The sequence below is a fragment of the Halomarina rubra genome, from assembly GCF_023699475.1.
GTDB lineage: Archaea > Halobacteriota > Halobacteria > Halobacteriales > Haloarculaceae > Halomarina > Halomarina rubra.
On sequence record NZ_JALXFV010000006.1, the window covers coordinates 76,626 to 103,075 of the forward strand.

Genomic DNA, 26,450 nt, shown 5'->3' on the forward strand with positions numbered 1-26,450 from the left:
TTGAACGCACAGACACCAGCCGTCGGCGTACTCACAAGACGTAGTTCGCGCCCCAGTAGGCAGCGTACGCAGCGAGCAAGAGTCCTCCTGCTGGCCGACTGACGCGGCCGTACGCGAACAGCGCGACGACGATGGCCAGAGTTCCCAAGAAAAACGGCCAGTGGACGGTGAGGACGCTCCCGGTCATGTCGATGGGTCGAATAAGGGCGATGACGCCGGCATTTGCTGTGACGAAGAAGACGGTACTCCCAACGACGTTGCCCACCCCGAGATGTGGTCGGTCGTTGCGAACGGGTTCGACTGTCAGGAATAACTCCTCTATCGAGGCGATGAAGCTCATCACTGTCGCGCCGAAGGCAAGCCCGGAGATGCCCGAGACCGAAAGCAGGTCACGAGCACCGACGACGGCGAGTTCCGACCCGATTGTCATCCCAAGGACTGCAAGGAACGGCACGGCAATCGCGATAACGCCTGTCGCCTCAGCATCCCCCTGCTCGTCTTCATCATTCTCCCCCTCCAGCTCCTGCTCTGTGTCTACAGCTTGCTCATCGTCATCGTCGTCTGCTTCGAGTGCTTCCGCATCGAGAAACCGAGTTTGAGTACGCCGTTCGAGCAGATAGACGATCAGGATGAACGGCACGAACGCGAACACGAGTAGTGCACCATCAAGTCGAGAGAGCGTGCCGTCGGCAGCGAATGCAAGCATGAGCGATGGAGAGGCAATCGTCACCAGCAGGTAGATTCGAGGAACGGAGACGTCGAACGGGACGAGCACACCCGCGAGACCCACGGCCGCACCGAGGATGAACAGTGCTTCGCCGAACACCGTCCCGAGCGCGACCGATGGCAAGTCACCGGTGACCGCGGCTACCCCGAGAATGGCATTTTCCAGGTCCGTCCCAGCGAGGACGATCGTGAGAAAGAACGCAGAGACACCCAGGCCGAGTGCAGCTTCGGCGACGCTCTCGACGAACGTCTCGACGCTTTCGACGACGAGGAAGACGCCACCGAGAAACAACAGGGCAGCAACCAGCGTCGGTGGAAGTCCTAGCACCATCTAATCACAACGAGTCCGCAGGTCCACCCAGAGACGGGTGCGACCGACCGGTCACTTCTCATCGCAGTTCAGGACGCTCTGTCATCTGGTTGCCTCGCCTGGGCGGCCATCGGTTCCGTTCTCGACCGTTTCGATTGCCGTCTCGAAGTGAGTCGCCGTTAGCACGAGGTCGGCTGGCTCGTTTACGTCGCCATCGACATACTCACGGACGGCTGTTGCAGCGGCCTCACGACACACTGCTTCGATGTCTGCGCCAACGAACCCCTCGGTCGTCTCGGCCAATGTATCCAGGTCGACGTCAGCAGCGAGTGGTCGGTCTCGTGTGTGGACCTCGAATATCTTCACGCGGGCTGGTTCGTCGGGCGCCGTCACGTGGATGTGCTGATCGAATCGCCCGGGTCGCAACAGCGCCTCATCAAGCAGATCACGCCGGTTCGTCGTTGCGACGACCACCACATCCTCCAACTCTTCGAGCCCGTCGAGTTCGGTGAGTAGTTGGGAGACGACGCGCTCGGAGACGCCATTGTCGCTGCTCCCACCGCGTTCGGCCGCGATTGCGTCAATCTCATCAAAGAATACTACTGTGGGTGCGTTCGCCCGCGCCTTCTCGAACACCTCACGGACGCCTTTCTCAGACTCACCAACGTACTTGTTGAGCAACTCTGGGCCCTTGATGGAGATGAAATTCGAGTTCGCCTCGTTGGCGACCACCTTCGCCAGAAGCGTCTTGCCAGTCCCTGGTGGGCCATACAACAAGACGCCCTTCGCCGGTTGCAGTGAGACACGCTTGAACGCCTCTGGGTACTCCAAGGGCCATTGAATCGTCTCGCGAAGCCGGTCAGTCGTTGCCGCCAGTCCACCTACATCGTCCCAGGTGACGTCGGGCACCTCGACGAACACCTCCCGAAGCGCCGATGGTTCGGTGTTTCGGAGGGCCGCGTCGAAATCTGCAGCCGTCACCGTCAGCGTGAGGGCATCGAGATCGTCTGTCGTCGCTCGCTGTGGGTCGATACCGTTGCGACGAAGGGTGTGAAAGATAGCCTCGCGGGTGAGATGCTGGATGTCGGCCCCAACGAACCCGTGGGTTCGTTCTGCAAGTCCAGCGATGTCGACGTCGCCAGCCAGTGGCATCTCACGAGTGTGGACGCGGAGGATAGCCGCTCGCTCATCGCGGTCGGGAACGCCGATTTCGATCTCCCGGTCGAACCGGCCCGAGCGGCGTAAGGCTGGATCGATTGCATCCGGACGATTCGTCGCCCCGACGACGATGACGTCGGTGTTTGACTCGATATCGTCCAACAGCGAGTGGAGTGTGGCGCCACCACTGGCCGAGTCACGACCAGATGCCTGTCGGTCACCGGCGATTCTGTCCACCTCGTCGATGAAGACGATGGCCGGGCTGTTCTCCACTGCAGTATCGAGGTGCTCGCGCACCTGCTCGCGTGCGGTCTGTGTTCCTGAGTGGAGTGACGACGCCGCGATGAGTTCGACGTGCGCTGTCGTTTCGTTTGCGAGTGCACGCCCAATCAGCGTCTTTCCGGTCCCAGGGGGACCGTACAACAGGACACCATTGGGTGGCTTAGCGCCAAGCCGGGAGAAGAGGTCTGGGGCGAGAAGGGGGAGTTCGACGGTCTCACGAAGTCGACGGAGTTCACTGTCCAATCCGCCGAGGTCTGCGAACGTGATGACTGTCGACGTTCGGCCTGCGTCGAGTGTGGCCGGAAGCCCCGCTGCTGGTGTGGGCGCCACCGAGACCCGCGTCCAGTCGCGTATCACCACGGCAGCTGTCGGCTCGGTTGCGTCGATTCGAACTGGAACGGTCTGCTCAGGGTCCTCTGCCCCGGGACGAGTCTCCAGCGTAACTGGCACGATTTGGTCGGCAAGGACAGCCCGGCTGATGAGTTTTTCTCGCAGGGAGAGGTCGAGATGGTCGGCAGTAGCGATGCCCTCAGGCAGCGAGACGGTTACACTGTCTGCAGACGTGAGATCGACTGCTTCGACGCTCACCTCCTCACCAGTGTCCACGTCGGCGGTCAGACGGAGGAGGTCGTCCGTTCGGATGGTTCCCTCCTCAACGCTGTCATTGGCGATGACTTGGGTCACTGCCACTCCACCATCCGCACCACGGACGACGACGTAGTCGCCGCTAGTGATGCCGAGGTCGTCCATCGCGTCTCGGCCAAGGACGGAGAGGCCACTCCCAGCGTCGCTCTCCTTCAGCGGAGTGACAGTGAATCGCATACAACTCCTGTCGGCGTGTTGACTGCCGAGATGATAAAGACACGGGGGGCAAGTTACTCAAATACCGAACGAATTGCTCACGGGACTGTATTACAAATTCTGACATTTTTGAGCGACCGTCTCTATGCTGTCTCTGTTGAGATAACAAACTAATGTATTAGCCACTGTCAGTACAACGTTGGAAAATAGTTTTATAAACTCGTCAATGAGTTGTATTGCGTTTCCATGACAGATGATAACGGACTACAGATAACGAATCAGGAACAAAACGAGATTGCGCGCAACCTCGGTGTCGAGGAAGCGGCACTTGGTGAAACCCTGACGCTGGCGGTGTTGAAAGACGCTCTCGAAGGCGACGTCGATGAGGAGTTCGTCTCGATGGGCGAAGCGATTCGTGCCGACCTCGTCGGTTCGCTCGACGTCGACTTGCTGGAGTCGGCTCTCGACGATATCGAGACACAAATCGAACGCCTCCCGGCCGTCCACGAGGTCGGAATCCCGGGCGGTGAAACAGAGCCCGACAAACTGTATCGGGAGTTAGTCGAACCAGGGTGGCGACTGTACGACCACCTCTGTGAGGTTGGCTTCTTCGAGAGCGTCGACGAGAACGCGCCTCGATTCTCATCAGAACACATTCGAAACACGGCCCACGGTGTCATCGAGGCTGACCCGCTGACCGATGACCTCGAACGGGTCGGGTTCGACGAGGCAGAACAGCTTCGGTTGATGACGAGCGTCATCAACAGCGACAAAGAACTCGAACGGTGGGTCCCGACAAAGGAGATTCCCCACGACGTAGAGTTCAACGTCGACTTCGTCCCGCCGTTGCACCAACGTGCAGCCGGCGGCACGCTCCTGTGGATACAGACGCTCGACATCCACCTCTGGCAAAAAAAGATCCTCATCACCGATGAGATTCTCGAAGACAGCTACTGGGACATCAAGGCGATGCTCGGTGGCCTGTATCTCCTGGCTCGCGCGGCCAGAGAAATCGCGGCTGAGGACGACCAATCGCTCACCGATGGCCAACTGATGGCGGCGTTGACGGCCAGCGCGGCGATTATGATCCTCAACCAGCAGGCGATCTGTCGGGACGTCTATTACATCACCGAAGAGATGCGAGCGGCTCCAAAAGCGAGGTAACAATCCATGTCACTACAAGAAGACAGGGCGGTGCAGGCAGCACAGGACACGGTCGTTCGTGAGACAGACAACGGGTATCGAGTGCTCGGGTCACCCGACGAATCGGTAACCCATCAACACGATATCGACCGGATTCCTGAGTTCGACATCACCCAGGAGATGCTGAGTGGGTCCGGGGAGAACGAGGAAGCCTGGTTGACCTACGGCGGGAACTACGAACAGCACCGATACACCACAGCAGACGTCATCACGAAAGAGAACGTCGGCGACCTCGAAGTCGAGTTCGACATCCACGCCGGTGCGGGCTCGAGTATGGAGGGGTCGCCGATAGTCGTCCCCGGTGAGCCGACCGTGATGTACCAGTCGAACGGTCCGAACCACATCAAGGCCATCGACGCGACCAACGGCGAGATTCTGTGGAGTTACACCTATGCCGTCCCCTCGGACGTCGTGTTGTGCTGTGACGACAACAACCGAGGGCCAGCGGTCTGGCAGGATAAGGTGTTCATGACGACGCTCGACTCGGGTGTCGTTGCACTCGATCGCTATACCGGCGAGGAAGTGTGGTACACATCGACCGCCGACCACGAACGTGGCTACTCGGCGACGTGGGCACCCATCGTCTACGATGGTACCCTCTTCACGGGCAGTGCTGGTGGTGAGTACGGCGTCCGTGGATTCCACACCGCGATCGATGCTGAGACCGGCGAGGAGAAGTGGTTCACCCGAACCTGTCCTGAGGAGGAGTGGGTCGGCGACTCCATCAACCAGGCCGCAGGGACGAACTGGATGACAGCCACCTACGACGAGAAGCGCGACCGGCTGTACATGCCTGTTGGCAACCCCGGTCCTGACTTCGACGGCTCGGTCCGTCCCGGGCCGAACCGCAACACCTGTGGGACGATGTGTATCGACGCCGAGACCGGCGAGCGACTCTGGTTCCACCAGGAATCACCCCACGACGTGTGGGATTATGACTCCGCCTCGCCGCGGATGCTCATCAACGACCTCGAGTTCGAGCATCGCGATGAGGTGAGAGACACCGTTGTCAACGCTGGGAAGACCGGATGGGTCTACTCCATGGACGCTGAGACCGGACAGCTCATCACCCGGTCGGACCCGGGCGTCCAGCAGTTGAACATGTTCAGCATGATTCCGCACATCGACGACGGCCGGCGTGGAACGTTCATGCCGGGCGGGATGGGCGGGTGTGACTGGCACCCGGCGACGTACAACCCAGAGACTGGGCTGGTGTACTATAAGATGCACAACAACGCCCAGGAAGCCTGGTGGCGCTTCGAGGAGTTCGAGGAAGGCCGCAAGTACTGGGGCGGCATCCTCGAAGACGAAGCTGAGCAGATGCCCGATGATTACAACGGTCACATCAGCTCCATCTCGGCGTTCGACCCAGTCACCGGCAAGCGCGTCTGGCGCGATTGGGTCGACAGTGACACCTACATCTGGGGTGGCACGATGTCGACGGCGACGGGATTGATGTTCGCCGGTACGCAGAACGGTGACTTCATCGCGTACGACGGGGAGACGGGCGAGCACCTCTGGGAGTTCGACACTGGCGACGCCGCCATCTCCTCGAGCCCCATCAGCTGGTTCGACCCGGACACGAACAAGCAGTACATCGCCATCCAGGTCGGTGGGAGTGGCTGGCTTCGCCGTGGGGTGCGCGATGACCGCGTCGTCGTGTTCTCCATGGAGGCCTGAGCGACTCGTCATCGACCACTCGTATTTTTCCCCTTGTCCTTTCTGCACCCCGAGCAATCGGTCTGTCCTCTCGGTAAATCAGGGGTCAGCGACCCACGAGTGAACTCGTGGGCTTGTCAGTGGACAGCCCGTCAACCGGCGAAAACACGCCGTCTGGAGAGAGTGTCCCTGACTTGAGGGCCAGCTGACTCGTGGCCCGACCAGCCGAACACGTTTGGCTCGACTGGCCATGCTTCATCTCATGTGCGTTCTCTGCGAACCACTGGAGTGCAATGTTCCGGGCGGCGTTGTAGTCGGCGTGCAGCGCCAACCCACAGTCGACGCACTCGAAGCGGCTGCCCGACCGATTCGCGTCCGTACATGACTCACAGTCGGTGTGCGAACAGCGCTTGGAAGTGTTCCGTGGGTTCACCGTCGCCGTCTTGATACCCAGCAGTTCCAGCTTGTCCGCGGTGTACGTCCGAATCCGTTTGAACAGCCACTGCTGGAACTTCGGCGCGTTCGAGATGCGCTTCCGGATGCGCGTCAGGTCCTCGAAAACCACATGAGTACACCGTGCTCCCAATGCGTCGTCGACGATGCCGTTCGCACAGTCGTGGGCGTAGGCGTCAAAGAACCGCCACTCACGGCCACTCATCCCGTAGAAGGTTCGATGGGCAGAGCGCGTTCCTGTTTGCTGGAGGCCGCCACGGACGCGTTCGAACTGCTCGCGCCGATCGTTCAATGCGTCGGCGTTGCCGTGGAAGCCCGCGACACTGGTCACGACGCTATGGCCGTCGACGTTACAGTCCACGCCGAGAAGTCTGATTCTCGTCTGCGTGTCTGAACTGCTCTCGTCGACTGCATCCGTCGCCCAGACTGGCTGGGTCGGTCGTGGTCGCGTACACACCGCATGGAGCCAGAAGCGCTCGCCGTCGAACACTAATTTCGAGGTGCCGAACGACCAGCGACTATCCAGCACGTACCGCTCATACGGCGTGCCCTGAATGTCACGCGGGAGGACGTAGCGACACTCGACACGCCCGGTGACGGTGGCGAGCGAGACCTCGTATTTGTGGAAGGTCGCGGCACGTTTGTCGTAGGTGATAGCGTACGAGCCATCATCTTGGCTGTCAGGATACGTCGGCTGGCCCACCTGGTCGCCTGCGCGCCAGTTGCTCTTCGCGGTGCCCATATTGCTGGTCACGTCCTTCATCGCTTTCTGGACGAGATTCGAATGCAGCCCCTCGGTCTCCTCGCGCAACTGGTGGTAGAGGGCCGTCTCGGCGGTTCGATACGTACTGATGACGTCTGCTGGTCGGTTCGGGTCGTCCCAACAGACGTCGCTGGTTCGTCGCTGACAGTAGGCGACGCGGCGTCTGGTCGCGTGCAGATCTGCGACGCGCTCGGGAGGGACGACGAGGGGAAGCACGACCGTCCGGTTCACCCGGTCGTCGTCCATACGCACGCGAGGGGTGGAGAGAGAATATGCCTCAGTCACAGAGTGAAAGTGGACGACGATAGGGCTGTGAGTGTGGCCCGTGGCCAGCATCGTCGGCTTCCTCCCACGACTCAAGTCGTGGGCTTCCGCCTCGAATTTGTGTGATGTCGACGGCGCCACACACCGGACAGGCTAGTTGGCCCTTCTTCGGCGTTGCCGCCTCACTGCGGCGGAACGTCACACCACAGCTCAGACACGACATCCGAACACCATCAGTCGCTGGGCGGAGGTTCTCACGTGGGAGCGCCTTGTCGTCCGACCGTCCAGTCATAGCGACATTACTACGCACTGAGTGGGCAAAGAACCTGCAGGCAGAATCTGCTTTTCGCGGGCGGCTCTGAACGGTGGGCGTCGGGTCTTACAGAGATTCGAGGAGAACGCCCACGGCTTTAGCCGTGGGAGAATGTCTGCGGCGTTTCGCGACCCGCTTCGGTTGTGTACTCAAAGTTGGTAGATAATGCGCGTGCCACCACAGGATGGGCAGGCGAGTTCACCCTTGATGGGCGAGGAGACGTCGCGTCGAGGAAACGCCATTCCACAGTTGAGACAGGACATCGGCACACCAGTCGTGTTCGGGCGGAGGTCTGCACGGGGAAGCTTCAGGTCGTCGTGCTGTTCGGGCATACTGAAAGTACGTGGTCTGCCGCAGAAATACATTCCGAGAACAATCGTTAAGGCGTGCACTTATATCTCGATTAGAAGTGCAAATGGCAAATGTATAGTGGCAATTGATTCTGAATGTCCACGCAAAACCCAAATTCCAAACGAGCGTCGTGTCCAGAAAGAGGGCATCTAGCTACGCCAGACCGTCTTGTTCAGACGTGGGTTTCTGTCGGGTGAACAAAGGTATAATATGAGTCGTGCCATCGGACAACACATGTCGCCAAGCAAGTATGACCGGCAGCGGCCACGGTCGGCGAGCAGTGAGGCGGACGACCTCGATCAAACGCCCATCGAAGAGGAAGGGGAGGGGCCAACATTCGAGGGACTCGTCGACGAGCGTGTCGAGGGGCGAGTTGCAGAGTTGGAATCAGAAATCGACGACCTCAGAGAGGAGATCGAAGCAGTCGACAACTTCGCTCGTATCAGCCTGAACGAGCGGAAGGTGAAACAGAACGACGTGAAACTCTCGGAGTTCTCGGATTCACTCACCGGATTCGCGGAGAAGGCGTTCAACAAGCTCAACACACTCGAACGGCGCATCGATACTCATGCTCTCCTCCTCGCGGCGCTTGTCGAGGCTCAAGAGGACGCCGACGTCTCATCGGTCCACAAGCATCAATCCGAGCGACTGGTGATGGACGCCACACCGGACGAGCGGCTCAAGGCTGCCGTCGAAGCCCAGGCGAGCGCGCAGGTGGCCGACGACGACTGACGAGTGTCGTCGCTCACACTTCTCGTTCGCCAACGACCGTCTGCAGGTACTCCGAGCGGCGGGCGTCGTAGACGAGTTTGACCTCGTCGCTCGTCGGCTTGCCAACGCACGTGAGTCTAATATCCATCTCCTCGACCTCTTCGTCGGTCAGAAAGAGGTTCATATCCATTTCGACGTTTCCCTCGATGAGATACGCACAGCAGTTCGCACAGGACGCCGCGCGACACTCGAATGGCCATGCAAGCCCCGAATCTTCGGCCCCATCGAGGACGTACTCGGTCTGGTCGATTTCGATGACCCCATAGTAAGCCTCGTCAAGGTCGGCCGCGGCCGCCTTCTCGAACAGATCCTCGTCGTCGCAACTCCACCCACGTCGCTCCAAGACGCCGTAGGAGAGATACTTCAACGTCGTTGACTTGGACTTCTCTGCACCCTCCAATCGTCGATCACCCCCCTTTCCCGCTTTGATGTTCGGGAGGCGCTTGTCTTCAGACATATGGTATCAAATGGCAGAGAAGTACTTAATTTGCCGGCTGGCTGAGCAGGCCACGACCCCGGTGAGAGAAAACAATATCGACCGAGATGAGGCCGTGTGTATCCGACCACGGGTTGATACACCGGATATTTCGTCCGAGTCACCGAGCAACGACGAACATACAGGAAGTCAGTCGACGGTTGTCGGCCGCTTACCAATCGAGGAGTGTTGCTGAGACCGACTGCTCCTCACCGGTGTCGACGACTGCCACATCGGCGACCATAGCACCACAGTCCTCGCAGACGGCGGCAGCGAGGCGATGAGGCTTTTGACAACACGGGTCGACCCGTTCTGTCTCGAGCGCAAGTGTCGCCTCACACGCCGGACAGCGCTCCAGACAGAGTCGCAGTGCGCGGAGTGTATTTCGGCGGCGGTCACGGTCGAACTCACTCCACGCTTTGACGCGTTCGTTGAGGAGTGTGGCTCCAGCGACGTCTGCAGCGAGGGTCTCCGTTGACCCCCACTGCATCGAGGAGGTCCCATCGAGAACGAACGAGGTCTCACCGAGTTGGGAAACCGTCGCTGCATCGAAGGCCTCGGCGACTGCGTCGCTATCGATACCTCCCTCCAACAGGGCACTGGTCCGCTCGTTCCATTCCTCTTGGACGTCCGCTGCGAGCATTGGCCCGTCTGGTGTATCTAAGAGAATTCCAGCATCGACGAGTGGCTTCCCAGTCTGTGTAGATCCTCGCGTGGAGACGTCACTCTCTACACTGGGCGCTTTCCCGAACACGCCGAGCAACCACGGCGGGAAGTATCGTTTCGTGAGTGCAGGCGTTCCCGGAATCAGATACCCACGGAGGTAGATGACCACACCCCCGAGCGAGAACGCAACCAATCCAATGGCGGGTGTCGTGAGAGCGGCGAGAACAAGCGCACAGACCCCCACGATGACGCCGTTGATCACCGTGCAGGGCCCACAGCGGTTCTCGCCAATATACTCCGGCTGGCGAACCCTGGCTATCACGGCGGAGGTGTCCATCGAGTGTCCATTTATCGCGCGCACGATAAGTGGTGGCAAACATCAGACAATACCGTACACTCCGGTCGACGATTGTTACTGTTGTTCACTACTGTTCGTAGTTCTAGAAAAATACTGATTAGCTGACGACTGTGGGTTGTTGGCATGTCTCTATTCGACGTGCTTGGGAGCAAGCCACGACTCCGAATCATCCAAGAGTTGACCACCGAGCCACGATACGTCTCAGAGCTCGCCGAACGCGTGGGTATGGACGGGAAGAGCGCTGTCCATCACCTCAACGTGCTGGAAGAAGCTGGCATCGTCGACAGCTACCGGACGAGTCGTCGAAAGTACTACCGTCTGCGTCGCACCGTCGAGTTTAGCGCCTCACCACCCCCAAGCCGGTCGTTCTGTCTCTACACTGGCGACACCATCGAACCGACCGAGACCGAGACCGAGACACTTTCGGCAAACTGAGTCACTCAATAGTCGACTCCCGATCGAACGACGCAAATTGGCCGGCCAGCATTTCTGTCCCTCGACGCCTCACCAGCGTTCGCCATCCTGAGAGAGGACGACGCCGAGGTCGGTCTGGCACTCCGCACAGAACGGCTGGGTTCCGGGATTCCGCTCATCACAGACCGGACAGACGACGAACTCGTGGCTCGTTGGACCGAAGGCTACGACAACCCAGAGTGCAACGACAGCACCGATGCACCCGACGATCAACACTCCTGAGAGCGTCATTGTGACCTGTGCCTCGCGTGTACCGAGGTCTGTTCGGGCGCACCAAATCCATGGTGCATGGTCGCACAGAACATGGGGTGCTGTCACAGAGGCTTCAGATAATGGTTTCGTCAGCACGGAATCGAGACTGTCTCTAACGGACGAGAGACGCACTCTCATCGCCGTGTCGAGGATTATAGGTCAGGAGTCCATACACCGAGTATGCCGGAACTCCCGAACAACGAGTCGAACGATCAGCGAATCGTGACCGACGGCTATTTCGAACGGGAGGTGCGCCTCTCACGGAAGGCGACCGCGACCTTCCTGCGGGAACTCGCCGACCAGGTCGAGGACGGCAACGAACTCACAGTGTCCAGCGACGACTGGGAGATTCCATTCACCTTCGGCGAACCCATTGAGGTCGAAGTGGAGTTCATCGGCGAACGAAAGCGAGAACTCGAAATCGAGTTGGAGTTCGAGTGGGACGAGGACGACCACCTCAGCATCCAGTAGACGTGTGCCGCGAGGGTATCGATAGGGTGATCTGAATTTACTATTTTCGCATATCAAAGCAGGCTAACCCAACCAATCCAATAACCATCGTAATCGCTAGGCACAGAACTACGATTAGATTTTCACTCAGTCCAGAACTCACGAGATGGACACCATACAAGGAACCGATTAGAACTCCCAGCACTGCGAGAACTGGTATGCCGATATATAGGTGCCAAGGATTGTTCCATGCCTCGTTGTCGAATCCGACCAATCTAGCTCGTATCGAATCTGTCATAGACCGAGATATACAGTGGCATTGGACTTAATTATAGGTCAGTGGTCAGGTCCACCGCGGTGATAGACCCACGCTCTCTGTCTACCAACACCGGCAAACGATGCAACCCAAGTTGAGAACCACCCTGTGACCCTCTCCTGCGGACCGACTTGCGGTAGCAGACCGAGAGATAGCGACGCTCAGACTAGTGGAGTAATGCTAAGAGTAATATGTTGGTCTGTGCAAATGAGGATATGACCGAAGACCCAGCGGTCGACGTGAACAAGCGCGTCACTGAAGAGTGGGTGAAGGAGACAACGCCCGGTGAGCGCGTCCACACGGTCATGAAGCGGACGTACGAGCCTCAGACGGTCGCAACCATCGCCGAGCGTGCACAGACGACTTCGACGACCGCGCGCAAGCACCTCCGCACACTCGTTGAGGATGGGTTCGTCGACGAGATCACGTTCGACGACGACCGTGGCTCCTGGTATAAGCGTGCGAACCGCTCTGTCGTCCTCGAACGTGCCCACCGCCTGCTCGACGAGGTCGACGAGGAGACGCTCACAGCGCGGGTAACCGAAATGCGTGAGACGGTCCGGGAGTTCGAAGACCGGACGAACGCGGAGTCACCGGAAGCGGCGGTCATCAACGGCGCGACGCTGGACTCGGCCGAGATAACAAAGTGGCAGACAACGCGTCGGAACCTGAAGCTCGCGCGGGCGGCGCTCGCGCTCGCCGACGCTGAAGACGTCGTCGGAAATGATGATGCGGCTGGCGACCGAGGCGAGTCGAGAGGAGTCGTCAGCTGACACGATGAGCGCTCAGGAGCCCCACTCGCTACGTGGCAGTATCGACCCCGACGTACTCTATGATATCCAGATCGAGTTCGAGCGGCTCGAACCACTCGCCTCGGGGGAGTACGACGACTTCATCAACCCAGACAAGCTGCTTCTCCGGCTCAGCGATGGTATCGGTGACGCCGAGTGCGCGACCATAAGCGTGCACTGGTCGGTATCCAACGAGTACAACATCCATTATACGGACTCAGCGGATCGCAACTTCCGCTGGGACATCCATCCGAATGACTACACAGCGCCGTCAGGCGATGCCCACTTTCACCCGCCGCCGGACGCGTCGAACGATGACGACGACGTTGAGGAGTCATGCATCCGCGTCACCGAAATCATCCTCGTGACGCGGGCGATCCATCAGCTGTGGCGAGCAGCGTACGATGCCGAGTCGTTTGACCCGGTAAACGACGCCAACAACCCTCCATGAGACCCGACAGGTCCTGAGAGCCGAGCGGCCGTAGCGAGCGGCGCGTATGGGCTTGACGTGCTACTGATGGCCGACCGCTAGAGCGGGGGTTTTTTGACTCGATTCGCGGTGACGCAGCTGGTAGACCCGTGCCGCGAGTGTATCAGCAGATGATCCCTCCGATACTCTATTAACAGAGAGACGAACACTCTCAAATAGATGAGGTTCCGTACCATCGTCGTGGCTCTGACGATGCTTCTGGTTCTACTTTTCGTCGTGGTCAGTGGCGTTCCCTGGTGGTACGAAGGGTGGAATACTCCCGATACCATCGCGTACAACGGCAACTTTTCGACCGAAAACGGCGACTTCAGTCTGAACGGGACGATTTCGAACAACAAGATTCAGTCCGACCCTCCAACATATCACAACGTTTCTGTATACTTGTATAGCGAATCAGGTCGATTACTCGGAACGACTGACGTTGGCACGTTGGAGTACAGCGCGAACGTCTCAATCACCACCGACGAGCGTCCTCACTACATAATTATTGACACTCCCGACTTTTGGGAGTCCTCGAATGTCGATGTTAGTTACTACAAGGCGGAACCCACTGGGGAATACACCGAGCGTGGAGTAACCGCGAGGGCCGATTTGCCAGTCAGACCCCAAAGCAGCACGACTCCACACTCGATCGCATCTTCTCCGTTATCAAATGGCCAGCTGCGTTAGACTCACGCTCTGTGTCTAACAACACCGGCAAACACTGAGCGTCGTTGATTTCAGGCCGACTCGGGGTGATTCAACTGTTAGACACGTGCCGCGAGTGTATCACTGCATGATAATCGGACCCGAAAGCTGATTGTGTACTGAGGGGAATGTTCGGCTCATGGTCCCCACCAACGCCCAGCGGCTCGTCCTCTTAGTTGTCTGTGTTGTCTTCACAGCTGGCTGTGTCGGGTTTGGAGGTACTCCGTCATCGACAACGACCGCAGCATCCCCAATCAACGTCGGAGACACGACGTTCGGGTTTGACCCAGCGTATGCAACTGACGAGGATGGGGAGACTGACTACTTCGAAGGAAACGCAGACACCCGCGAGGCCACGCGTGTTGTCTGGTCAGACGACCAGATTACGGTTTCTGGGCTCACTGTCGGCATCGGTGACCAGAACTGTATCGACGTCCAACTCACAGAGGCGCGAGCGGTGAACGAGACCACGCTCCACGTCGTCGTTGAGAACGACGCCGTTGTCCCATCAGACAAGAGCGGTTGCAACGGAACAGCTGCTCCGTATGAATACCGAGCCGAAATCACTGTTTCTGGAAGCTCCCCAGAGCACGTCATCGTCACTCACAGGGATGCAGGGAACGGAGAGACGCAGTTCGAGACCGGTGTTCGACCCGCACAGAACGGTACGGTCATTCCGCCAACACGGGACGCTCGAACTGACGAGTCAACGATAACCACGAGCAAGCCTTCAATCTCCAAACGTTAGACCCACGCTCTGAGTCTATCGCTCGACGCTTACCACGAGTCTACTGACTTCGTCGCCACCGAGAGACCCCAATTCCGAGACAAACTAATCCCACCACTATCGGCAGTGTTGCGACCTGAGCGACGCATCCATTCCCGTATGCGACGCCGAGGGCGAGAGGGTTCACGATAACATAGCGAATCCCAGTTGGGCCGTCATACCCCCCGACAGGCCCGCACGCCGCACTGTACGTGAGAATGGTACTGAGTAAGAAGATGATTCCAGCAACGACGAAGCCGCGGGGCCGGAGAGCGGAGGACTGGCGGGTAGCCATGCAATAGTTTGTGTGTTAGCTGTAGTGAACGTTCCGACGAACTGGAACACAACAGCGGGCCGTCCGATAGACCCACGCTCTGCATCTAACAAAACCGGCAATCGATGCGAGCAGCTTCTTTCACCGACCCGCCTGCTCCTCGGTTTCCTGGAACTCCGGTTGATAGCTGACGACTCCCTCTACGTCGTCTAGCGCTCTGTCGGTCAACGGTCTGACCATGAACTCCTCGTCGGCACCGTACTCGTTACCGAGTCCGTATTCGCTCGCGCGTTCGAACCCAAAGCGTGAATAGTACTCTGGGTCACCTAACACGACCACAGCGTCGACACCAGTGTCTCGACACTTCGCTAGACCGTGCTGAATCAACAACGAACCAACGCCCTCGTTTTGCTTTTCCGGGAGGACGCTGACCGGTGCGAGCCCGACTACTGCGAGCGTCTCCTCCCAGTCGTCCACGGACGTCGGAGAAAACAAGACGTGCCCCACGATTTGACCGTTTTCGACCGCCACGAGCGAGACCACCGCCTTGTCAGCGCCGTGTAATCGCTGGACGATGCGTGACTCGTCGGTCCGTCCGTCGAATGCGCGTCGATGTATCTCGTATATAGCATCGGAATCGCTCGCAGTGATGGGTCGTATCTCCACGTTGGTCATCTCGTGTTCGGTACGGATTCGTACGAGAAGCGTATATCGAGTTTGCACGATCCTGAACGGGAAACATCTGGCAGAGTTGCGAACGGTTGTTCCTCTGGCTGATAGACTCACGCTCTGCGTCTACCAATACCAGCAAGGAACGCAGAGGTTTGTTTCGCGTCAATCGTGGTGACGCAACTGGTAGATACGTACCATCTAATCGTTCCCCGGCCTTTCTGTCATCCATACTGAATAGGCGCGACGATCAAGAGGATTCCATGGCCAACCTCATCTACTTCATCAATTCATCACTCGACGGCTACATCGCTGACGAGAACGGCAACTTCGACTGGTCAGAGCCATCTGAGGACGCGCATACATTCTTCAACGACCACCAACAATCGGTCGGCACCTCCCTTCTCGGCCGTCGCATGTACGAGACGATGCGGGTGTGGGACACCTTTCTCCTCGACGACCTGCCCGAGGTACAACGCGAGTTTGCCGGGGCGTGGGGGGATACCGACAAGGTCGTCTACTCGACTACTCTGGACACCGTGCCGGAACCGCGGACCCGCCTGGAGCAAACGTTCGACCCCGAAGTGGTACGGGCCATGAAAGACCAAGCCGACCGCGACCTGTCCATTGGTGGCGCGGGCCTCGCTGCCGAGGCTATCCGCGCAGGGCTGGTCGACCGGTATGTACTGCGCTTGGTCCCGACGATCGTTGGTGGGGGGACCCGAGCGCTCCCCGACGCAACGCGGGTCGACCTCACTCTCAATACAACACGTCACTTTGACGATGGTTCCGTCCTCGTCGACTACAGCCTCCGATGACCAAACCGACCCCGAAACAGGCAGTAGGATAGACCACCAGTCAGATCAACCGAATGGTCCAACGGGGAATAGGCGGAGATGATGCAGGTGCTTCTGACAAACCCTGCAGTAGCACAATCTTCATCGAGTTTTGTGAACTACCCCACCCTACCGCTCGTCTGACGGCTCGGCCTCCCCTCTCGACACCTCGATACACATCCGACTCCGATAGCGAGGAATGTCCCCATCGTCAGTTCATCACCAAATCGGGATATTCGCGTCTGGTATCATCGATATCAATGAAATTATCAAATCAAATATCGGGGATATCGGTGATTTTCCTTAACTAATAAAGGAAGCGTCGGAAGGTATTTCACCGTGGGTTTTGTTAACGAGGTAGATTGTAATGATGAAACGTCGACAATTCATCGCGGTGGCCGGTGCGTCACTCACGGCGGGGTGTACAGAGTCGTTCGCCGGTGGCGGACAGCCAACGGTCAACCAGACCGAGCGCAATGAATCGACGGGAACGACAGGGGGTACGCAGTCGACACCTGCGGTGACCCAGTCGCCATCGGTCACCGACGTATCGCTTTTGCTCAACTGGAAACCGAACGGGTTGCACGTGCCCTACTACGCTGCGGCCGAACAGGGGTTCTACGAGGACGAAGGGCTGAACCTCGAACGCATCGAGGCGGGGCAAGGCTCGGATTTCTCGGCGAAGCAAGTCGGACTCGGCAACACGTCGTTCGCCATCACGAGTAGCGATCAAGTCCTCAACGTCAACAGCCGTGACCTCTCTGCGCTCTCCGTCGGGGTCATCATGCAACAGAGTCCGGTTGTCGTGTTTAGCACACGTGAGACCCTTGGCGGCGAACTGTCACAAGCCTCTCAACTCGCTGGGACCACTATCGGAACCGGCCCAGGGATGGTCCGGATGCTGACCGAGCTGTACCTCGAGAAGACAGGAGTTCGTTCGGAGGTCGAACTCGTCGATACGGGATACGACACAGTCCAGCAGTTGCTCGCGGGAAAGATCGATGCTGCAGGCGGGGTCTTCGGTGACGCAATCGCCGCAAGCGCACAGGGTTACACCACTGATTCACTTCAAGTAGGCTCTGAGGTGCCGGCGTACGGACACGTCGTCGCTACTGAGCAGGGCTTCGCTACGGACCACCCCGAGACTGTGTCTGCGTTCTTGCGGGCAACTGCTCGCGGCACTGTCTGGGCTCGGAGCAACGTCGAGGCGGCGATCGACGCGCTCATCTCGGCAAACGAGTCACTTGCAGAGTCGCGCGACCAGCAGCGACAGAAGTGGCTTCAACTGGCCGATGCCCACGTTATGTCCGAGACCGTCCAAGAGCAGGGGTGGGGCTGGAGTGAGTCGGATCCGTGGCAAGTGACTGCAGACGCGCTTCGCAATAACGACCAACTCGGTGGTGATGTCGACCCACAATCTGTCTGGACGAACGAGTACCTCGACACAGAAGCGCCAGCTATCGGAGAGTATGCGGCCCACGTCTCAAACTGACCGATGAGCACACTCCCGAGAGGGTCTGTCGAGGATATCGCTCGCCGTGTCGCGCCCGCGAGCGTCGTCTTCGTCATCTTGGTCGGCGGGTGGCAACTCGTCGTTTTCCTCACCGACCTGCCTACGGTGATTCTCCCTGCGCCGATGACGGTCCTCGATGTCGGTCTCACGTCGTGGTCACAACTACTCACCAACGCTGCTATCTCGGCTGTCACCGCTGGCATCGGACTGTCCGCGGGAATCGCGGTCGGCTTGATATTGGCATTCGCGATGGTCGTCTCTTCGGGTGCTCGGGCAATCATCCAACCGTACCTCGTCGGACTCCGAATCGCGCCGCTCGTGGCCATCGCCCCGCTGGTATTTCTCTGGGCAGGGTCAGGACTGCTTTCGCGGTCATTGCTTGTCGCGACGCTAACGGTGTTTCCGGTCGCGCTCGGAGGTCTGGATGGTCTTCGGTCGACCCCTACCACCTATCTCGACTTGCAGCGGTCGGTCGATGCGAGTCGCTTCGATACCTTCCTCCACGTCCGCGTCCCGGCTGCGGTGCCGAGCATCCTCGCCGGTGTCAAACTCGCTGCAGCACTGAGCGTTATCGGCACCATCGTCGCGGAGTTCCTCACGCTCCAAGCCGGGCTGGGCTATCTCGTCTTCATGACCGCAGACTCACTCGAGACGGCGCTCATGTTCGCCGCACTGATCACGCTCGTCTTTCTCGGCCTGGGATTCTACCTCGCTGCTGCCGGCCTCGAACGGCTGCTCGTCCAGCAACGAGCCTTCAGGTGACATCGCAGAGAGTGGCTGTGTCCTCAGTCCTCAGGTGTAGGAGGATGTCACGCTGTCTCCAGCGGAACGCGCTCGGTCACCACATGTTGGAGTGCCACGACCACTCCATAGAGCGTCAGGCCCATCGCAACCAGGACGACGAGCGAGGCCAGCATCACGTCTGGCTGCACGCTTTCTGAGGCAATGAGGATGAGGTAGCCGAGACCCTCGGTCGAAACGACCCACTCCGCGATGGTCGCCCCGACCACCGCTAGCGTCACCGATTGCTTCACCCCTGCGAACACATCCGGGAGAGCAAACGGGAGTTCGACGGCGATGAACGTCCGCAGTCGGCCGGCATCGACCGACCGCATGAGGTCGAGTTGCGTCTCGGGAGTCCGCTGGACGCCAGCAAGCGTGCTTACGGTCATGGGGAAGAACGAAACGAGCGCGACAAACAACACCGCTGTGTCGAAGCCCAACCCGACGTATAGCAACAACAACGGAGCGATGGCGACCTTTGGGAGTACCCGAGCGGCCACGAGATAGGGGACGAACGCCCGTCTGAGCAGCCGGTGCCATGAAACGAGTAGCGCGAGCGCCATCCCTCCCACGATGCCGAGCGTCCCGCCCACGAGCGTCTTCGCGAGCGTGGCCATCGCATTGGAGGCGTACAATCCCGGTCGGGTCACCAGTCGCTCGACCACGGCACTCGGCGAGGGCAGGATGAACGGTGGAATCGACAGCACTGTGATTATAGCCCACCACAGCGCCACCCCAACGATGAGGGCAGCGACCGGAAGGGTCACGTTCGCGCCGGGAACGCGCTCAATCACGCTCATCGGTCGCCATGAAAGAGTCGTCGAACCGCGGCAACTTCCTCTTGGAAAGCCGTCGACTCGAACACCTGCTGGTCGCGAGGTCGGGGCAACTCGATTTCACGCTCCCATGCGAGCGTGGCGGGTGGGCCTTCGATACCGAGACACCGGTCGCCGAGCAACACCGCCTCGGGGATGGAGTGGGTGACGAACACGACTGTCTTCCGATAATCACGCCAGATGCGGCGTATCTCGACGCTCATCTCTTCGCGGGTCAACTCATCGAGTTCGCCGAACGGTTCGTCCATGAGCAACACGTCTGCACCCAGATGCAACGCCCGGGCGATGGCGACTCGCTGTTTCATGCCTCCAGACAGTGCCGCGGGATGTGCGTCTGCAAAGCCCTCGAGACCGACCGTCGACAGCACCTCTCTGGCCTGTTCGGTCGCGGCCGGTTTTCCTGCCATTTCACGCAGGAACGTCACATTATCGAGGGCGGTCTTCCACGGGAGTAACGCATGGTCCTGAAAGACGAACCCGATGTTGGCGTTCGATCGAGCGGTCGCTGGGGACGCCCCACCGATACTGACGGTGCCCGTCGTTGGCTCCTGTAGCCCACCCAGCGCTCGGAGGATGGTCGTCTTCCCACAGCCAGAGGGACCGATGACGGTGACGAACTCGCCTTCCTCAACGGAGACGTCGAACTCACGTAGGGCGGTCACGTCTTCAAACTCGACTGATAGCGACTCGGCGTCAATCATCCACTCTCCTCCTGTCGAAGCGCCACCTGAAGGCGCTCCCACCCCTCGACAGTCTGTCTTCCCCAGCCGTGGTCACGCCCTACTCCTCGCTCAGCAGCACGTGACTGCGCGTGGTCGATTCGCCAGCGTTCGTTCTCGACTGCATCCCCACTCTGTGTTGCGACCTGTACTGCGGTTTCCTCTGGCTGTTGGTGGACCGTCACCACGCCCGCGATGGTCGCCATCAGGAAGCGATGCATCGTTTTGGGGCCAGCTTGAAGCGTGTCGGCTGTCGTGACAAGTGCCGGCCCGGGGACGGGAAAGTGGTCGGCGACAGCGAGCGAGGACACCTCATAACCCGCCTCGGAGAATTCGTATGCGTCGAACGGCATTCCGGTCGCAACGTCTGCATCACCGCGTGCGAGGGCCGTCCGCTCCTCACCGGAGACCGCGACGATGTCTACACTATCGAGGATGCCAGTATGGGCCAGAAACAGCCGTGCGAGTCGGCCAACCTCGGAGTCTGGAGTCACCGCCAGTCGATGACCTCGGACCTGCTCGACGCTCGTGAACGGTGCCCCCAGTCGCTCAGTCGTCGTATAGAGAACGGCCAGCGACCGCTGGCGGAGCTGTGCGAGTGGGACGAACGATTCGGGGGCGGCACTACAGACACTCGCGGCACCGATGAGTGCGACATCGGCCTGACCGGTCCGGAGGTGTTCCGTAGCGGCTCCCGACCCACGTGCTGGCTCGAGCGTGATGTCGAGACCTGCACGCTCGTAGTGACCGGACTCGACCGCGGCGATGATGGGTGCGTGCAGGCCGTTGGGCATCCAGTTGAGAGCCACTGTCAGACTGGTCCTGTCGACCGGGGTCACATCCTCTGGGTCGACGGTCTCAAACCAGGCGTCGGGGAGGGCGACCTCGAAATGCTTCGCAACCTCGTCAGCCTGTTCGAGCAACCCGTAGCTATGGTGGCTCTGAACGAGCCGCATAGTGGTCTCACTATCGTGTACAGCGACCCATCCCTTCGGGGGCCGACCGGGGCGTTCTCGGTCGACGGTCGTCTCCTCCACCAATCCATTCGCACACAGCGTTGAGAGCGCTGCAATCGTCGGCTCCCGCCCCAACTCGGTACCGATACGGATCGAAAGACGCGTCGCTTCGGCTGTTTCTATCTCCGGGTCCGTTCGGCGTCGGACGAGATACGCGAGGATACGGGCAGCCCTCGTGTCTAATCCGGCGCGAAACCCCTCGAACAGCGTTTCATCTGCGGGAAGCACGGGAAACTCGCGCCAGTGCATAGCCGAACGAACAGTCGCGTGACAATAAATACCGTGCCGTGATATACCACTCGTGACTCTCTGGGGGTGGTGGACCACCACTGGGACAACGGCCCGATTGGGCGCTCTCTTGTCACGACCCATCAGGTCACCCCGAAACTGGGACGCCACCGTAGACGAAGACTGCGATAGCCCAGTAGGTAACGTACAGTCCACCGAGCAGATAGCCGTGCCAGCGTTTCAGCTTGCCTGTCGAGAGGAAGTAGGCCGCGAGAGCAGTCACGATGATGATAGCGGGGAGGTGGAGCGTTAGGACGGACGATGAGATGGTGAGGTCACTGAACATCAGGATGACGCCGATGTTGGCGGTCACCGAGAACAGCACACTCCCGATGACGTTTCCAATACCAATCTCCGGGACACCACGCCGAATCGGTTCGATGGTGAGCATGATATCCTCGAACGTGAGGATGAGCGTGAGAATCGTTGCGCCGTATACCGTCTCGTTGAGGCCAACGTCGTCGATAACCACTTCAGAGCCGGCTTCAAGCAGCATTGACGCAAAGACGATGCCAGCCAGTGCGAGAAACGAGAGACCGACCCAGACCCACCCAGACGTCGCGAACCGGCCGAGAAGGCGGTCTTCGGGGATTTCAGAGACTGATGCCGGCAAGGGTGTACCCCCATCAGGCCGGATCTCGGCTCCAAGTTCCGTGGTTCTGAAAACCGGGATATCCCGTTGGTACTCACGAACGACAAGATAGCTGAATACCGCGATGAACAGACCGATGAGGACGATGCCGTGGACGGGACTCAACGTTCCAACGGCTGCAAATGGAACCACAAGGAGTGGCGAGAGCGCAAACAGCGCGACGTAATCTCGTGGGATAGCGACCGAAAACGGCTGAACAATCGCCGCGAGTGCAAGCGTGATGCCAGTGATGGCAAGCGCGGTTCCAAGTGCGGTCCCGAGTGCAGCCCCTTCCAGATTCCCTGCGGAGAATACGACCGCGACCATCATGTCATCGACCTCAAAGCCGGTGAAGACGATGGCGAGTGCGAACAGCGAGATTCGAAGTCCCAGTGAGGCCCTTGTGAGGTAGCTGATGAGTTTTTCCGCGCACGCTGTCAACAGAAAAACGCCACCGAGGAGTACAGCAATCCCACGCAGAAGCCCTCCTGACTCGATGAATCCCTCAATCTGGGCCTCCAGTCCACCCTCGTCTCCCCCTGCTTCTTCCTGTGGTTGTTGTGCACTGGCGATTCCCCCAGGTTCGGTTGACCCAACGCCACCAGCAAGGACGAGAAGTGCTACAATCGCGAGCAGAACAGTGATCGCGAGGATGGACCCACCGTCCCCCGGGACGTTCGACATGCACCACTAGTTATCAAATGCCATCATGTAGCTTGGTGTTCATGTACTCGAGTTCGTTGAACAACGATACATGTAGCCGCTCGCCCTCCAAGATTAGTGAGCACACAGCAGTTTTCCCGAGCTTGGTTGTGCCCACCCACCAGACGACTATTCTCTCCCAGTTCGCTCAACACGCCCTTGTCGGCGCCAACACTGCCATGTCGACTTCAAGACGTTCTGTGAGGAATCGGTCTCGATGGCACTCGATGCGGGGTATCACGAAGAGACGATGAGCGACATCTAGACCTCGCTCTCACCCCACCGGTTCCGGAGTAACCGTTGCGGAAAACGGCTCAGAAACTAAAATACAGCTAATACGGGATATCGACCTCCTTATTATAGCTCAAACTATTATAGTCTGATTCCTAACTCTGGGACTCATATATATCTCCCCCTACGACTGGGGGTATGGACCACTTCGTCAATCGCACCGATGAACTCGATCGGTTGCGGACTCTCTTTGAGGGACGATACGTGAACGACAAGGTTCACAAGATGCCGTACGCGAAGCTGGCGAACATCCTCACGTACAAAGCCCATCTAGACGGTCGAGTGTGCCTCCCGGTGAACGAGTACGATACTTCTGTGACGTGTTGGCGGTGTGGGTCGCAGAACACCTCTCGGGAGGTGCAGGGTCGTGTGGAGTGTCACGACTGTGGGCTGGACGATAACGGTGACAAGAATGGTGCGTCGAACATTGCGAAACGAGCCGTTGGTAAGGACATTCAGAGCCCGCTATCGACGGTGGGGGCTGTTGTGGCTCAGCCCGAAACGCAGGTCAGACTCAAAGGACCTAACGGTGAGATAGAACCTGCGAACTCCCCAAGCGACGTGGGATTATCCCTCAGTGAGGGAAGCCCACGACTTTAGTCGTGGGAGAAGTCACAAGGGAATGGTGTCTGCGGTATACGAATTGGATAGCATTGTTCCCTCTTCCGTTTATAGCGACCACTGTGTCTCGATGCGTTGGGATATCGCCGTCATGATGGTAGAGTACACTTCGAGTGGATGCAGCGAAGGAAGTTCGAGGTCAGTAATCTCGGTGGCAAACGGTGGTTCATGGAAGTGCAACCGGGTGTTATGGGTGTTCGGGTGCCGGTCCCAGCGACACTCCCAGAGTTCCTCGTTCTCGTGTTCTTCGACATAGTGGACCGAGAAATCACCAGTCGTGAACCATCGGACGTCGAGTCGGGCCGCTGCCACTGAGTCTGGGTATTGCTCAGCGTCGAATTGTCCATGGAGCAGTCGGGGCTCGTAGGAATCTGGGTCAAACGCAGTCTCCGCTACGAGAGAATCCGACGAAAGGTGTCGCTCCAGTAGGCGCAGGGTCTGTCGGTCCGGTGGGCCTGTTGAGGGCGGCGCTGAATCCTCTGGTGGCTGGTCCATTTATGCCGGAATCAGGTGGCCATCGTTCTGAGAGAGCTGCCGAGCAAGTTCGTACAGTCGAATATCTCGAATCACTCCCTGCCACTCGCTGACTGCAGTCATCCGCTCGTGGATGGATTCGTGATCACCGTGGCCGAACACGCTAACCGCCGTTGGATCTGTTGTCCCGAACCGCGCTTCGTATTCTGTCCGCTGCGTTTCGAGTGCCTCTACGCGGTCAATGATCTCTTCGACAGAGAGATCGGCTGCGATTCGACTGGCGTCTTGCCATTCAAGATACCCTTCGTTTCGTTCGTATGTCGCCGGGCGATTGTCTCTATTGGCTCGGACGATACCCATCTCTGCCAACCGGTCGAGATGCTTTTTCGCGGCGTTTGGAGAACAACTCGCAAGCTCAGCGATTTCGCTGTACGTAGTCGGCGAGGTAACTCCGAGGACGACATCGTAGACGCGACCGAACGTGTCCGTTCCCACCTGCCACCGGCGCTCAGTATCGTCGGATGGAGGGGCCGGGTCGAACTTGGTCATACCTCTCTATAGGCATCTCTCGCAATATATCTTTTGACTGCTCAAATATCTTCGAAAACGTGTTTGGTCGGGCTATCGTCGGCGCGCGGACTATCGAGCAACTGGAGGAGAACCTCGGTGCTGCGCGTATCGACCTCTCGGATGAGCAGGTTGAGCGCTTGACGGAATCGAAGGCCGGCCCGTACGGCGGACTGTAGACGTCGGTCGACTGGCTCCTCCAATCGTTGGGGACCAATTGTGGGCGAATGCCATCGAGAGCTGATGAAACGTACTCTTCAACCTTCAAATGAGCGTGGAACCGGCGAGATCTCCGGGATGGGACTTGCGTTAGCTCACCACGAGTCCCAATTCGAGGGGCTGACCGCAGTATTCAGCAAGTGACTCAGTAGACCCACCCACTGATGTTGAGCAGATACCGTTCACCCTCGTAGGCGACGTACCAGCCACTCCGCGGACTCGGGATGCCAGGGTAGCCCTCCATCCGTTTTCGCAACTGCTTGTATCCGGGGGAAGGCTCGTTGCAATCCTGATAGTGTCCGTCCTCGCCGGCCTCTATCGCTGTCTCGAGGACAGATTGCTCTTCGTTCGAAAGGTCATCAAGTGATACGAGGAATCGGTCGGCAACAAACGCTCGAAACTCCGCTTCGGATGCCGCCACCTGCGTTGCGCTGTAGTCGTACGTCCTGTGAGCAAGTAACTCCTCTTCGTCGGTAATGGTGACTTCATACACCCGGTTGTCCCACTCAACCCACGTCGTCCCTACGCCAACGAGGGCCGAGTCGGCCGTCCCATCTGGATAGGGTGCTGGGGCGTTCGAAACCGACATGCCCGTTGTGGGGAGCCCGTCGCGCGAATACTCCGGGCCGTGTACCAGCAGGTCGAGTGCGTTCTGGTCGGCATCAGGAAGGGTGCTATACTCGGTGACAGTCTCATCAGATGGTGCCGACTGGCCTTTCTCCCACGAGAGGGCCGCAGTACGGCCGGACACCATTTCAGTTCCCAACTGGTCGACCTCAATGCGGTAGATTGTCGCTTCGTGGCTGACGAACTGTCCGTCCTGTATTGGCGGCCTTCCGAACGTCTCCAATTCAACTCCGTCTTCGGCGATGATTCGGTCGAAGAGCCGCTGTTGGCTCGGTTGAAGTGTCGTCGGGAACTGTTTGGAAGGTGAAAACGGAGACAGTGAGACCGTGGACCCACGAACGCACTCGGGCGTCGGCGGAGAATCAGAGGGCTGGACACTCACAGTTCGACCACTCGTGGTGGGGGGAGACTCTGTCGGCTCTGGTGCGGAGGACGTTGCTGGCTGGTCGCGTGCTGGCGTATCGGTGATACAGCCACCGACGAGGAGAGGGACCGCGACCGTAAGCAGGGACCGTCGAGTTCGCATACCGACAGGTCAAACAGTAACTGGCATACTCTTTGTGGTGAGACCGTTCGATTCGTCGAATTGTGTGCTAGTGCTCGGG

Annotated in this window: 28 protein-coding genes and 1 pseudogene; 14 read left to right on the top strand and 15 right to left on the bottom strand. The window is 59.0% G+C overall.

The window, feature by feature from the left end:
• Window positions 1-31: 31 nt before the first annotated feature.
• Complete coding sequence (locus tag M1L36_RS12680; protein ID WP_250874119.1) at window positions 32-1,057, bottom strand: sodium:calcium antiporter; 1,026 nt, start codon at window positions 1,055-1,057, stop codon at window positions 32-34.
• A gap of 81 nt (window positions 1,058-1,138) precedes the next feature.
• Complete coding sequence (locus tag M1L36_RS12685; protein WP_250874120.1) at window positions 1,139-3,298, bottom strand: AAA family ATPase; 2,160 nt, start codon at window positions 3,296-3,298, stop codon at window positions 1,139-1,141.
• A gap of 225 nt (window positions 3,299-3,523) precedes the next feature.
• Between M1L36_RS12685 and M1L36_RS12690 the strand changes: the two genes are divergently transcribed.
• Both M1L36_RS12690 and M1L36_RS12695 read left to right on the top strand, forming a co-directional pair.
• Entirely contained in the window at window positions 3,524-4,441 is a 918-nt protein-coding gene (locus M1L36_RS12690) for a hypothetical protein (protein ID WP_250874121.1), read from the top strand.
• A gap of 6 nt (window positions 4,442-4,447) precedes the next feature.
• On the top strand, window positions 4,448-6,160 hold the full coding sequence (locus tag M1L36_RS12695; RefSeq protein WP_250874122.1) for a pyrroloquinoline quinone-dependent dehydrogenase: 1,713 nt from the start codon (window positions 4,448-4,450) through the stop codon (window positions 6,158-6,160).
• An 85-nt stretch (window positions 6,161-6,245) separates the two neighbouring features.
• Here the strand turns inward: M1L36_RS12695 and M1L36_RS12700 are convergent, their stop codons facing one another.
• Complete coding sequence (locus tag M1L36_RS12700) at window positions 6,246-7,601, bottom strand: RNA-guided endonuclease InsQ/TnpB family protein (protein ID WP_250874123.1); 1,356 nt, start codon at window positions 7,599-7,601, stop codon at window positions 6,246-6,248.
• A 480-nt stretch (window positions 7,602-8,081) separates the two neighbouring features.
• Entirely contained in the window at window positions 8,082-8,264 is a 183-nt protein-coding gene (locus tag M1L36_RS12705) for a hypothetical protein (protein WP_250874124.1), read from the bottom strand.
• Window positions 8,265-8,517: 253 nt separating this feature from the next.
• Between M1L36_RS12705 and M1L36_RS12710 the strand changes: the two genes are divergently transcribed.
• Window positions 8,518-9,015, top strand: coding sequence for a hypothetical protein (locus M1L36_RS12710; protein ID WP_250874125.1), 498 nt, complete (start codon window positions 8,518-8,520; stop codon window positions 9,013-9,015).
• A 13-nt stretch (window positions 9,016-9,028) separates the two neighbouring features.
• On the opposite strand, the gene fer is transcribed toward M1L36_RS12710, so the two are convergent.
• Together fer and M1L36_RS12720 are read right to left on the bottom strand one after the other, a co-directional pair.
• Complete coding sequence (gene fer, locus M1L36_RS12715) at window positions 9,029-9,511, bottom strand: ferredoxin Fer (protein ID WP_250874126.1); 483 nt, start codon at window positions 9,509-9,511, stop codon at window positions 9,029-9,031.
• A 190-nt stretch (window positions 9,512-9,701) separates the two neighbouring features.
• Window positions 9,702-10,532 (bottom strand): DUF8054 domain-containing protein, encoded by an 831-nt coding sequence (locus tag M1L36_RS12720; protein ID WP_250874127.1) that lies wholly within the window; start codon window positions 10,530-10,532, stop codon window positions 9,702-9,704.
• Window positions 10,533-10,676: 144 nt separating this feature from the next.
• Here M1L36_RS12720 and M1L36_RS12725 point away from each other — a divergent pair, with 144 nt between their 5' ends.
• Complete coding sequence (locus M1L36_RS12725) at window positions 10,677-10,988, top strand: ArsR/SmtB family transcription factor (protein ID WP_250874128.1); 312 nt, start codon at window positions 10,677-10,679, stop codon at window positions 10,986-10,988.
• Window positions 10,989-11,057: 69 nt separating this feature from the next.
• Here M1L36_RS12725 and M1L36_RS12730 read toward each other — a convergent pair whose 3' ends face one another.
• Complete coding sequence (locus tag M1L36_RS12730) at window positions 11,058-11,258, bottom strand: hypothetical protein (RefSeq protein ID WP_250874129.1); 201 nt, start codon at window positions 11,256-11,258, stop codon at window positions 11,058-11,060.
• Window positions 11,259-11,459: 201 nt separating this feature from the next.
• Here M1L36_RS12730 and M1L36_RS12735 point away from each other — a divergent pair, with 201 nt between their 5' ends.
• The 5 genes from M1L36_RS12735 to M1L36_RS12755 all read left to right on the top strand — a co-directional run bounded on the left by M1L36_RS12735 (window position 11,460) and on the right by M1L36_RS12755 (window position 14,761).
• The gene (locus tag M1L36_RS12735) at window positions 11,460-11,750 is read left to right on the top strand and encodes an amphi-Trp domain-containing protein (protein WP_250874130.1); all 291 of its coding nucleotides are present in this window, start codon (window positions 11,460-11,462) and stop codon (window positions 11,748-11,750) included.
• A gap of 510 nt (window positions 11,751-12,260) precedes the next feature.
• Window positions 12,261-12,818, top strand: a complete 558-nt coding sequence (locus M1L36_RS12740) for a winged helix-turn-helix domain-containing protein (protein ID WP_250874131.1) — start codon at window positions 12,261-12,263, stop codon at window positions 12,816-12,818.
• A gap of 4 nt (window positions 12,819-12,822) precedes the next feature.
• Window positions 12,823-13,287: a toxin-antitoxin system TumE family protein gene (locus M1L36_RS12745; RefSeq protein ID WP_250874132.1), complete on the top strand. Its 465-nt coding sequence runs from the start codon at window positions 12,823-12,825 to the stop codon at window positions 13,285-13,287.
• A gap of 198 nt (window positions 13,288-13,485) precedes the next feature.
• Window positions 13,486-13,995, top strand: coding sequence for a hypothetical protein (locus tag M1L36_RS12750; RefSeq protein ID WP_250874133.1), 510 nt, complete (start codon window positions 13,486-13,488; stop codon window positions 13,993-13,995).
• 157 nt (window positions 13,996-14,152) lie between these two features.
• Window positions 14,153-14,761, top strand: coding sequence for a hypothetical protein (locus M1L36_RS12755; protein WP_250874134.1), 609 nt, complete (start codon window positions 14,153-14,155; stop codon window positions 14,759-14,761).
• Window positions 14,762-15,194: 433 nt separating this feature from the next.
• On the opposite strand, the gene M1L36_RS12760 is transcribed toward M1L36_RS12755, so the two are convergent.
• Window positions 15,195-15,728, bottom strand: a complete 534-nt coding sequence (locus M1L36_RS12760) for a GNAT family N-acetyltransferase (protein WP_250874135.1) — start codon at window positions 15,726-15,728, stop codon at window positions 15,195-15,197.
• 257 nt (window positions 15,729-15,985) lie between these two features.
• Here M1L36_RS12760 and M1L36_RS12765 point away from each other — a divergent pair, with 257 nt between their 5' ends.
• The 3 genes from M1L36_RS12765 (at window position 15,986) to M1L36_RS12775 (ending at window position 18,833) form a co-directional block, all read left to right on the top strand.
• Entirely contained in the window at window positions 15,986-16,540 is a 555-nt protein-coding gene (locus tag M1L36_RS12765) for a dihydrofolate reductase family protein (protein ID WP_250874136.1), read from the top strand.
• 385 nt (window positions 16,541-16,925) lie between these two features.
• Window positions 16,926-18,050 (top strand): ABC transporter substrate-binding protein, encoded by a 1,125-nt coding sequence (locus M1L36_RS12770; RefSeq protein WP_250874137.1) that lies wholly within the window; start codon window positions 16,926-16,928, stop codon window positions 18,048-18,050.
• A 3-nt stretch (window positions 18,051-18,053) separates the two neighbouring features.
• A complete protein-coding gene (locus tag M1L36_RS12775; RefSeq protein ID WP_250874138.1) occupies window positions 18,054-18,833 on the top strand; it encodes an ABC transporter permease in 780 nt (259 codons plus the stop codon).
• Between the two features lie 47 nt (window positions 18,834-18,880).
• On the opposite strand, the gene M1L36_RS12780 is transcribed toward M1L36_RS12775, so the two are convergent.
• The 4 genes from M1L36_RS12780 to M1L36_RS12795 all read right to left on the bottom strand — a co-directional run bounded on the left by M1L36_RS12780 (window position 18,881) and on the right by M1L36_RS12795 (window position 23,028).
• The gene (locus M1L36_RS12780) at window positions 18,881-19,654 is read right to left on the bottom strand and encodes an ABC transporter permease (RefSeq protein WP_250874139.1); all 774 of its coding nucleotides are present in this window, start codon (window positions 19,652-19,654) and stop codon (window positions 18,881-18,883) included.
• Window positions 19,651-20,352 carry an ABC transporter ATP-binding protein gene (locus M1L36_RS12785; RefSeq protein ID WP_250874140.1) on the bottom strand — a complete coding sequence of 234 codons (702 nt, stop codon included), beginning with the start codon at window positions 20,350-20,352 and terminating at the stop codon, window positions 19,651-19,653. The genes M1L36_RS12780 and M1L36_RS12785 overlap by 4 nt, the downstream gene beginning before the upstream one ends.
• A gap of 35 nt (window positions 20,353-20,387) precedes the next feature.
• Window positions 20,388-21,674: an ABC transporter substrate-binding protein gene (locus M1L36_RS12790; RefSeq protein WP_250874141.1), complete on the bottom strand. Its 1,287-nt coding sequence runs from the start codon at window positions 21,672-21,674 to the stop codon at window positions 20,388-20,390.
• Between the two features lie 127 nt (window positions 21,675-21,801).
• Entirely contained in the window at window positions 21,802-23,028 is a 1,227-nt protein-coding gene (locus M1L36_RS12795; RefSeq protein WP_250874142.1) for a sodium:calcium antiporter, read from the bottom strand.
• Between the two features lie 447 nt (window positions 23,029-23,475).
• Here M1L36_RS12795 and M1L36_RS12800 point away from each other — a divergent pair, with 447 nt between their 5' ends.
• Complete coding sequence (locus M1L36_RS12800; protein ID WP_250874143.1) at window positions 23,476-23,937, top strand: zinc ribbon domain-containing protein; 462 nt, start codon at window positions 23,476-23,478, stop codon at window positions 23,935-23,937.
• Between the two features lie 69 nt (window positions 23,938-24,006).
• Here M1L36_RS12800 and M1L36_RS21620 read toward each other — a convergent pair whose 3' ends face one another.
• Both M1L36_RS21620 and M1L36_RS12805 read right to left on the bottom strand, forming a co-directional pair.
• Entirely contained in the window at window positions 24,007-24,453 is a 447-nt protein-coding gene (locus M1L36_RS21620; protein ID WP_369694237.1) for a toxin-antitoxin system TumE family protein, read from the bottom strand.
• Window positions 24,454-24,981 (bottom strand): winged helix-turn-helix domain-containing protein, encoded by a 528-nt coding sequence (locus M1L36_RS12805; RefSeq protein ID WP_250874144.1) that lies wholly within the window; start codon window positions 24,979-24,981, stop codon window positions 24,454-24,456.
• Between the two features lie 74 nt (window positions 24,982-25,055).
• Between M1L36_RS12805 and M1L36_RS12810 the strand changes: the two are divergent.
• A pseudogene (locus M1L36_RS12810) lies at window positions 25,056-25,178 on the top strand (aldo/keto reductase); the annotation flags it as partial.
• 185 nt (window positions 25,179-25,363) lie between these two features.
• Here M1L36_RS12810 and M1L36_RS12815 read toward each other — a convergent pair.
• Complete coding sequence (locus M1L36_RS12815; protein WP_250874146.1) at window positions 25,364-26,227, bottom strand: DUF7979 domain-containing protein; 864 nt, start codon at window positions 26,225-26,227, stop codon at window positions 25,364-25,366.
• Window positions 26,228-26,450 lie beyond the last annotated feature (223 nt).

What these genes read in the sequence shown, in the direction of transcription:
- M1L36_RS12680 (WP_250874119.1), bottom strand. Translation starts at nt 1,057, where the DNA reads ATGGTGCTAGGACTTCCACCGACGCTGGTTGCTGCCCTGTTGTTTCTC.
- M1L36_RS12685 (WP_250874120.1), bottom strand. Translation starts at nt 3,298, where the DNA reads ATGCGATTCACTGTCACTCCGCTGAAGGAGAGCGACGCTGGGAGTGGC.
- M1L36_RS12690 (WP_250874121.1), top strand. Translation starts at nt 3,524, where the DNA reads ATGACAGATGATAACGGACTACAGATAACGAATCAGGAACAAAACGAG.
- M1L36_RS12695 (WP_250874122.1), top strand. Translation starts at nt 4,448, where the DNA reads ATGTCACTACAAGAAGACAGGGCGGTGCAGGCAGCACAGGACACGGTC.
- M1L36_RS12700 (WP_250874123.1), bottom strand. Translation starts at nt 7,601, where the DNA reads ATGGACGACGACCGGGTGAACCGGACGGTCGTGCTTCCCCTCGTCGTC.
- M1L36_RS12705 (WP_250874124.1), bottom strand. Translation starts at nt 8,264, where the DNA reads ATGCCCGAACAGCACGACGACCTGAAGCTTCCCCGTGCAGACCTCCGC.
- M1L36_RS12710 (WP_250874125.1), top strand. Translation starts at nt 8,518, where the DNA reads ATGTCGCCAAGCAAGTATGACCGGCAGCGGCCACGGTCGGCGAGCAGT.
- fer (WP_250874126.1), bottom strand. Translation starts at nt 9,511, where the DNA reads ATGTCTGAAGACAAGCGCCTCCCGAACATCAAAGCGGGAAAGGGGGGT.
- M1L36_RS12720 (WP_250874127.1), bottom strand. Translation starts at nt 10,532, where the DNA reads ATGGACACCTCCGCCGTGATAGCCAGGGTTCGCCAGCCGGAGTATATT.
- M1L36_RS12725 (WP_250874128.1), top strand. Translation starts at nt 10,677, where the DNA reads ATGTCTCTATTCGACGTGCTTGGGAGCAAGCCACGACTCCGAATCATC.
- M1L36_RS12730 (WP_250874129.1), bottom strand. Translation starts at nt 11,258, where the DNA reads ATGACGCTCTCAGGAGTGTTGATCGTCGGGTGCATCGGTGCTGTCGTT.
- M1L36_RS12735 (WP_250874130.1), top strand. Translation starts at nt 11,460, where the DNA reads ATGCCGGAACTCCCGAACAACGAGTCGAACGATCAGCGAATCGTGACC.
- M1L36_RS12740 (WP_250874131.1), top strand. Translation starts at nt 12,261, where the DNA reads ATGACCGAAGACCCAGCGGTCGACGTGAACAAGCGCGTCACTGAAGAG.
- M1L36_RS12745 (WP_250874132.1), top strand. Translation starts at nt 12,823, where the DNA reads ATGAGCGCTCAGGAGCCCCACTCGCTACGTGGCAGTATCGACCCCGAC.
- M1L36_RS12750 (WP_250874133.1), top strand. Translation starts at nt 13,486, where the DNA reads ATGAGGTTCCGTACCATCGTCGTGGCTCTGACGATGCTTCTGGTTCTA.
- M1L36_RS12755 (WP_250874134.1), top strand. Translation starts at nt 14,153, where the DNA reads ATGGTCCCCACCAACGCCCAGCGGCTCGTCCTCTTAGTTGTCTGTGTT.
- M1L36_RS12760 (WP_250874135.1), bottom strand. Translation starts at nt 15,728, where the DNA reads ATGACCAACGTGGAGATACGACCCATCACTGCGAGCGATTCCGATGCT.
- M1L36_RS12765 (WP_250874136.1), top strand. Translation starts at nt 15,986, where the DNA reads ATGGCCAACCTCATCTACTTCATCAATTCATCACTCGACGGCTACATC.
- M1L36_RS12770 (WP_250874137.1), top strand. Translation starts at nt 16,926, where the DNA reads ATGATGAAACGTCGACAATTCATCGCGGTGGCCGGTGCGTCACTCACG.
- M1L36_RS12775 (WP_250874138.1), top strand. Translation starts at nt 18,054, where the DNA reads ATGAGCACACTCCCGAGAGGGTCTGTCGAGGATATCGCTCGCCGTGTC.
- M1L36_RS12780 (WP_250874139.1), bottom strand. Translation starts at nt 19,654, where the DNA reads ATGAGCGTGATTGAGCGCGTTCCCGGCGCGAACGTGACCCTTCCGGTC.
- M1L36_RS12790 (WP_250874141.1), bottom strand. Translation starts at nt 21,674, where the DNA reads ATGCACTGGCGCGAGTTTCCCGTGCTTCCCGCAGATGAAACGCTGTTC.
- M1L36_RS12795 (WP_250874142.1), bottom strand. Translation starts at nt 23,028, where the DNA reads ATGTCGAACGTCCCGGGGGACGGTGGGTCCATCCTCGCGATCACTGTT.
- M1L36_RS12800 (WP_250874143.1), top strand. Translation starts at nt 23,476, where the DNA reads ATGGACCACTTCGTCAATCGCACCGATGAACTCGATCGGTTGCGGACT.
- M1L36_RS21620 (WP_369694237.1), bottom strand. Translation starts at nt 24,453, where the DNA reads ATGGACCAGCCACCAGAGGATTCAGCGCCGCCCTCAACAGGCCCACCG.
- M1L36_RS12805 (WP_250874144.1), bottom strand. Translation starts at nt 24,981, where the DNA reads ATGACCAAGTTCGACCCGGCCCCTCCATCCGACGATACTGAGCGCCGG.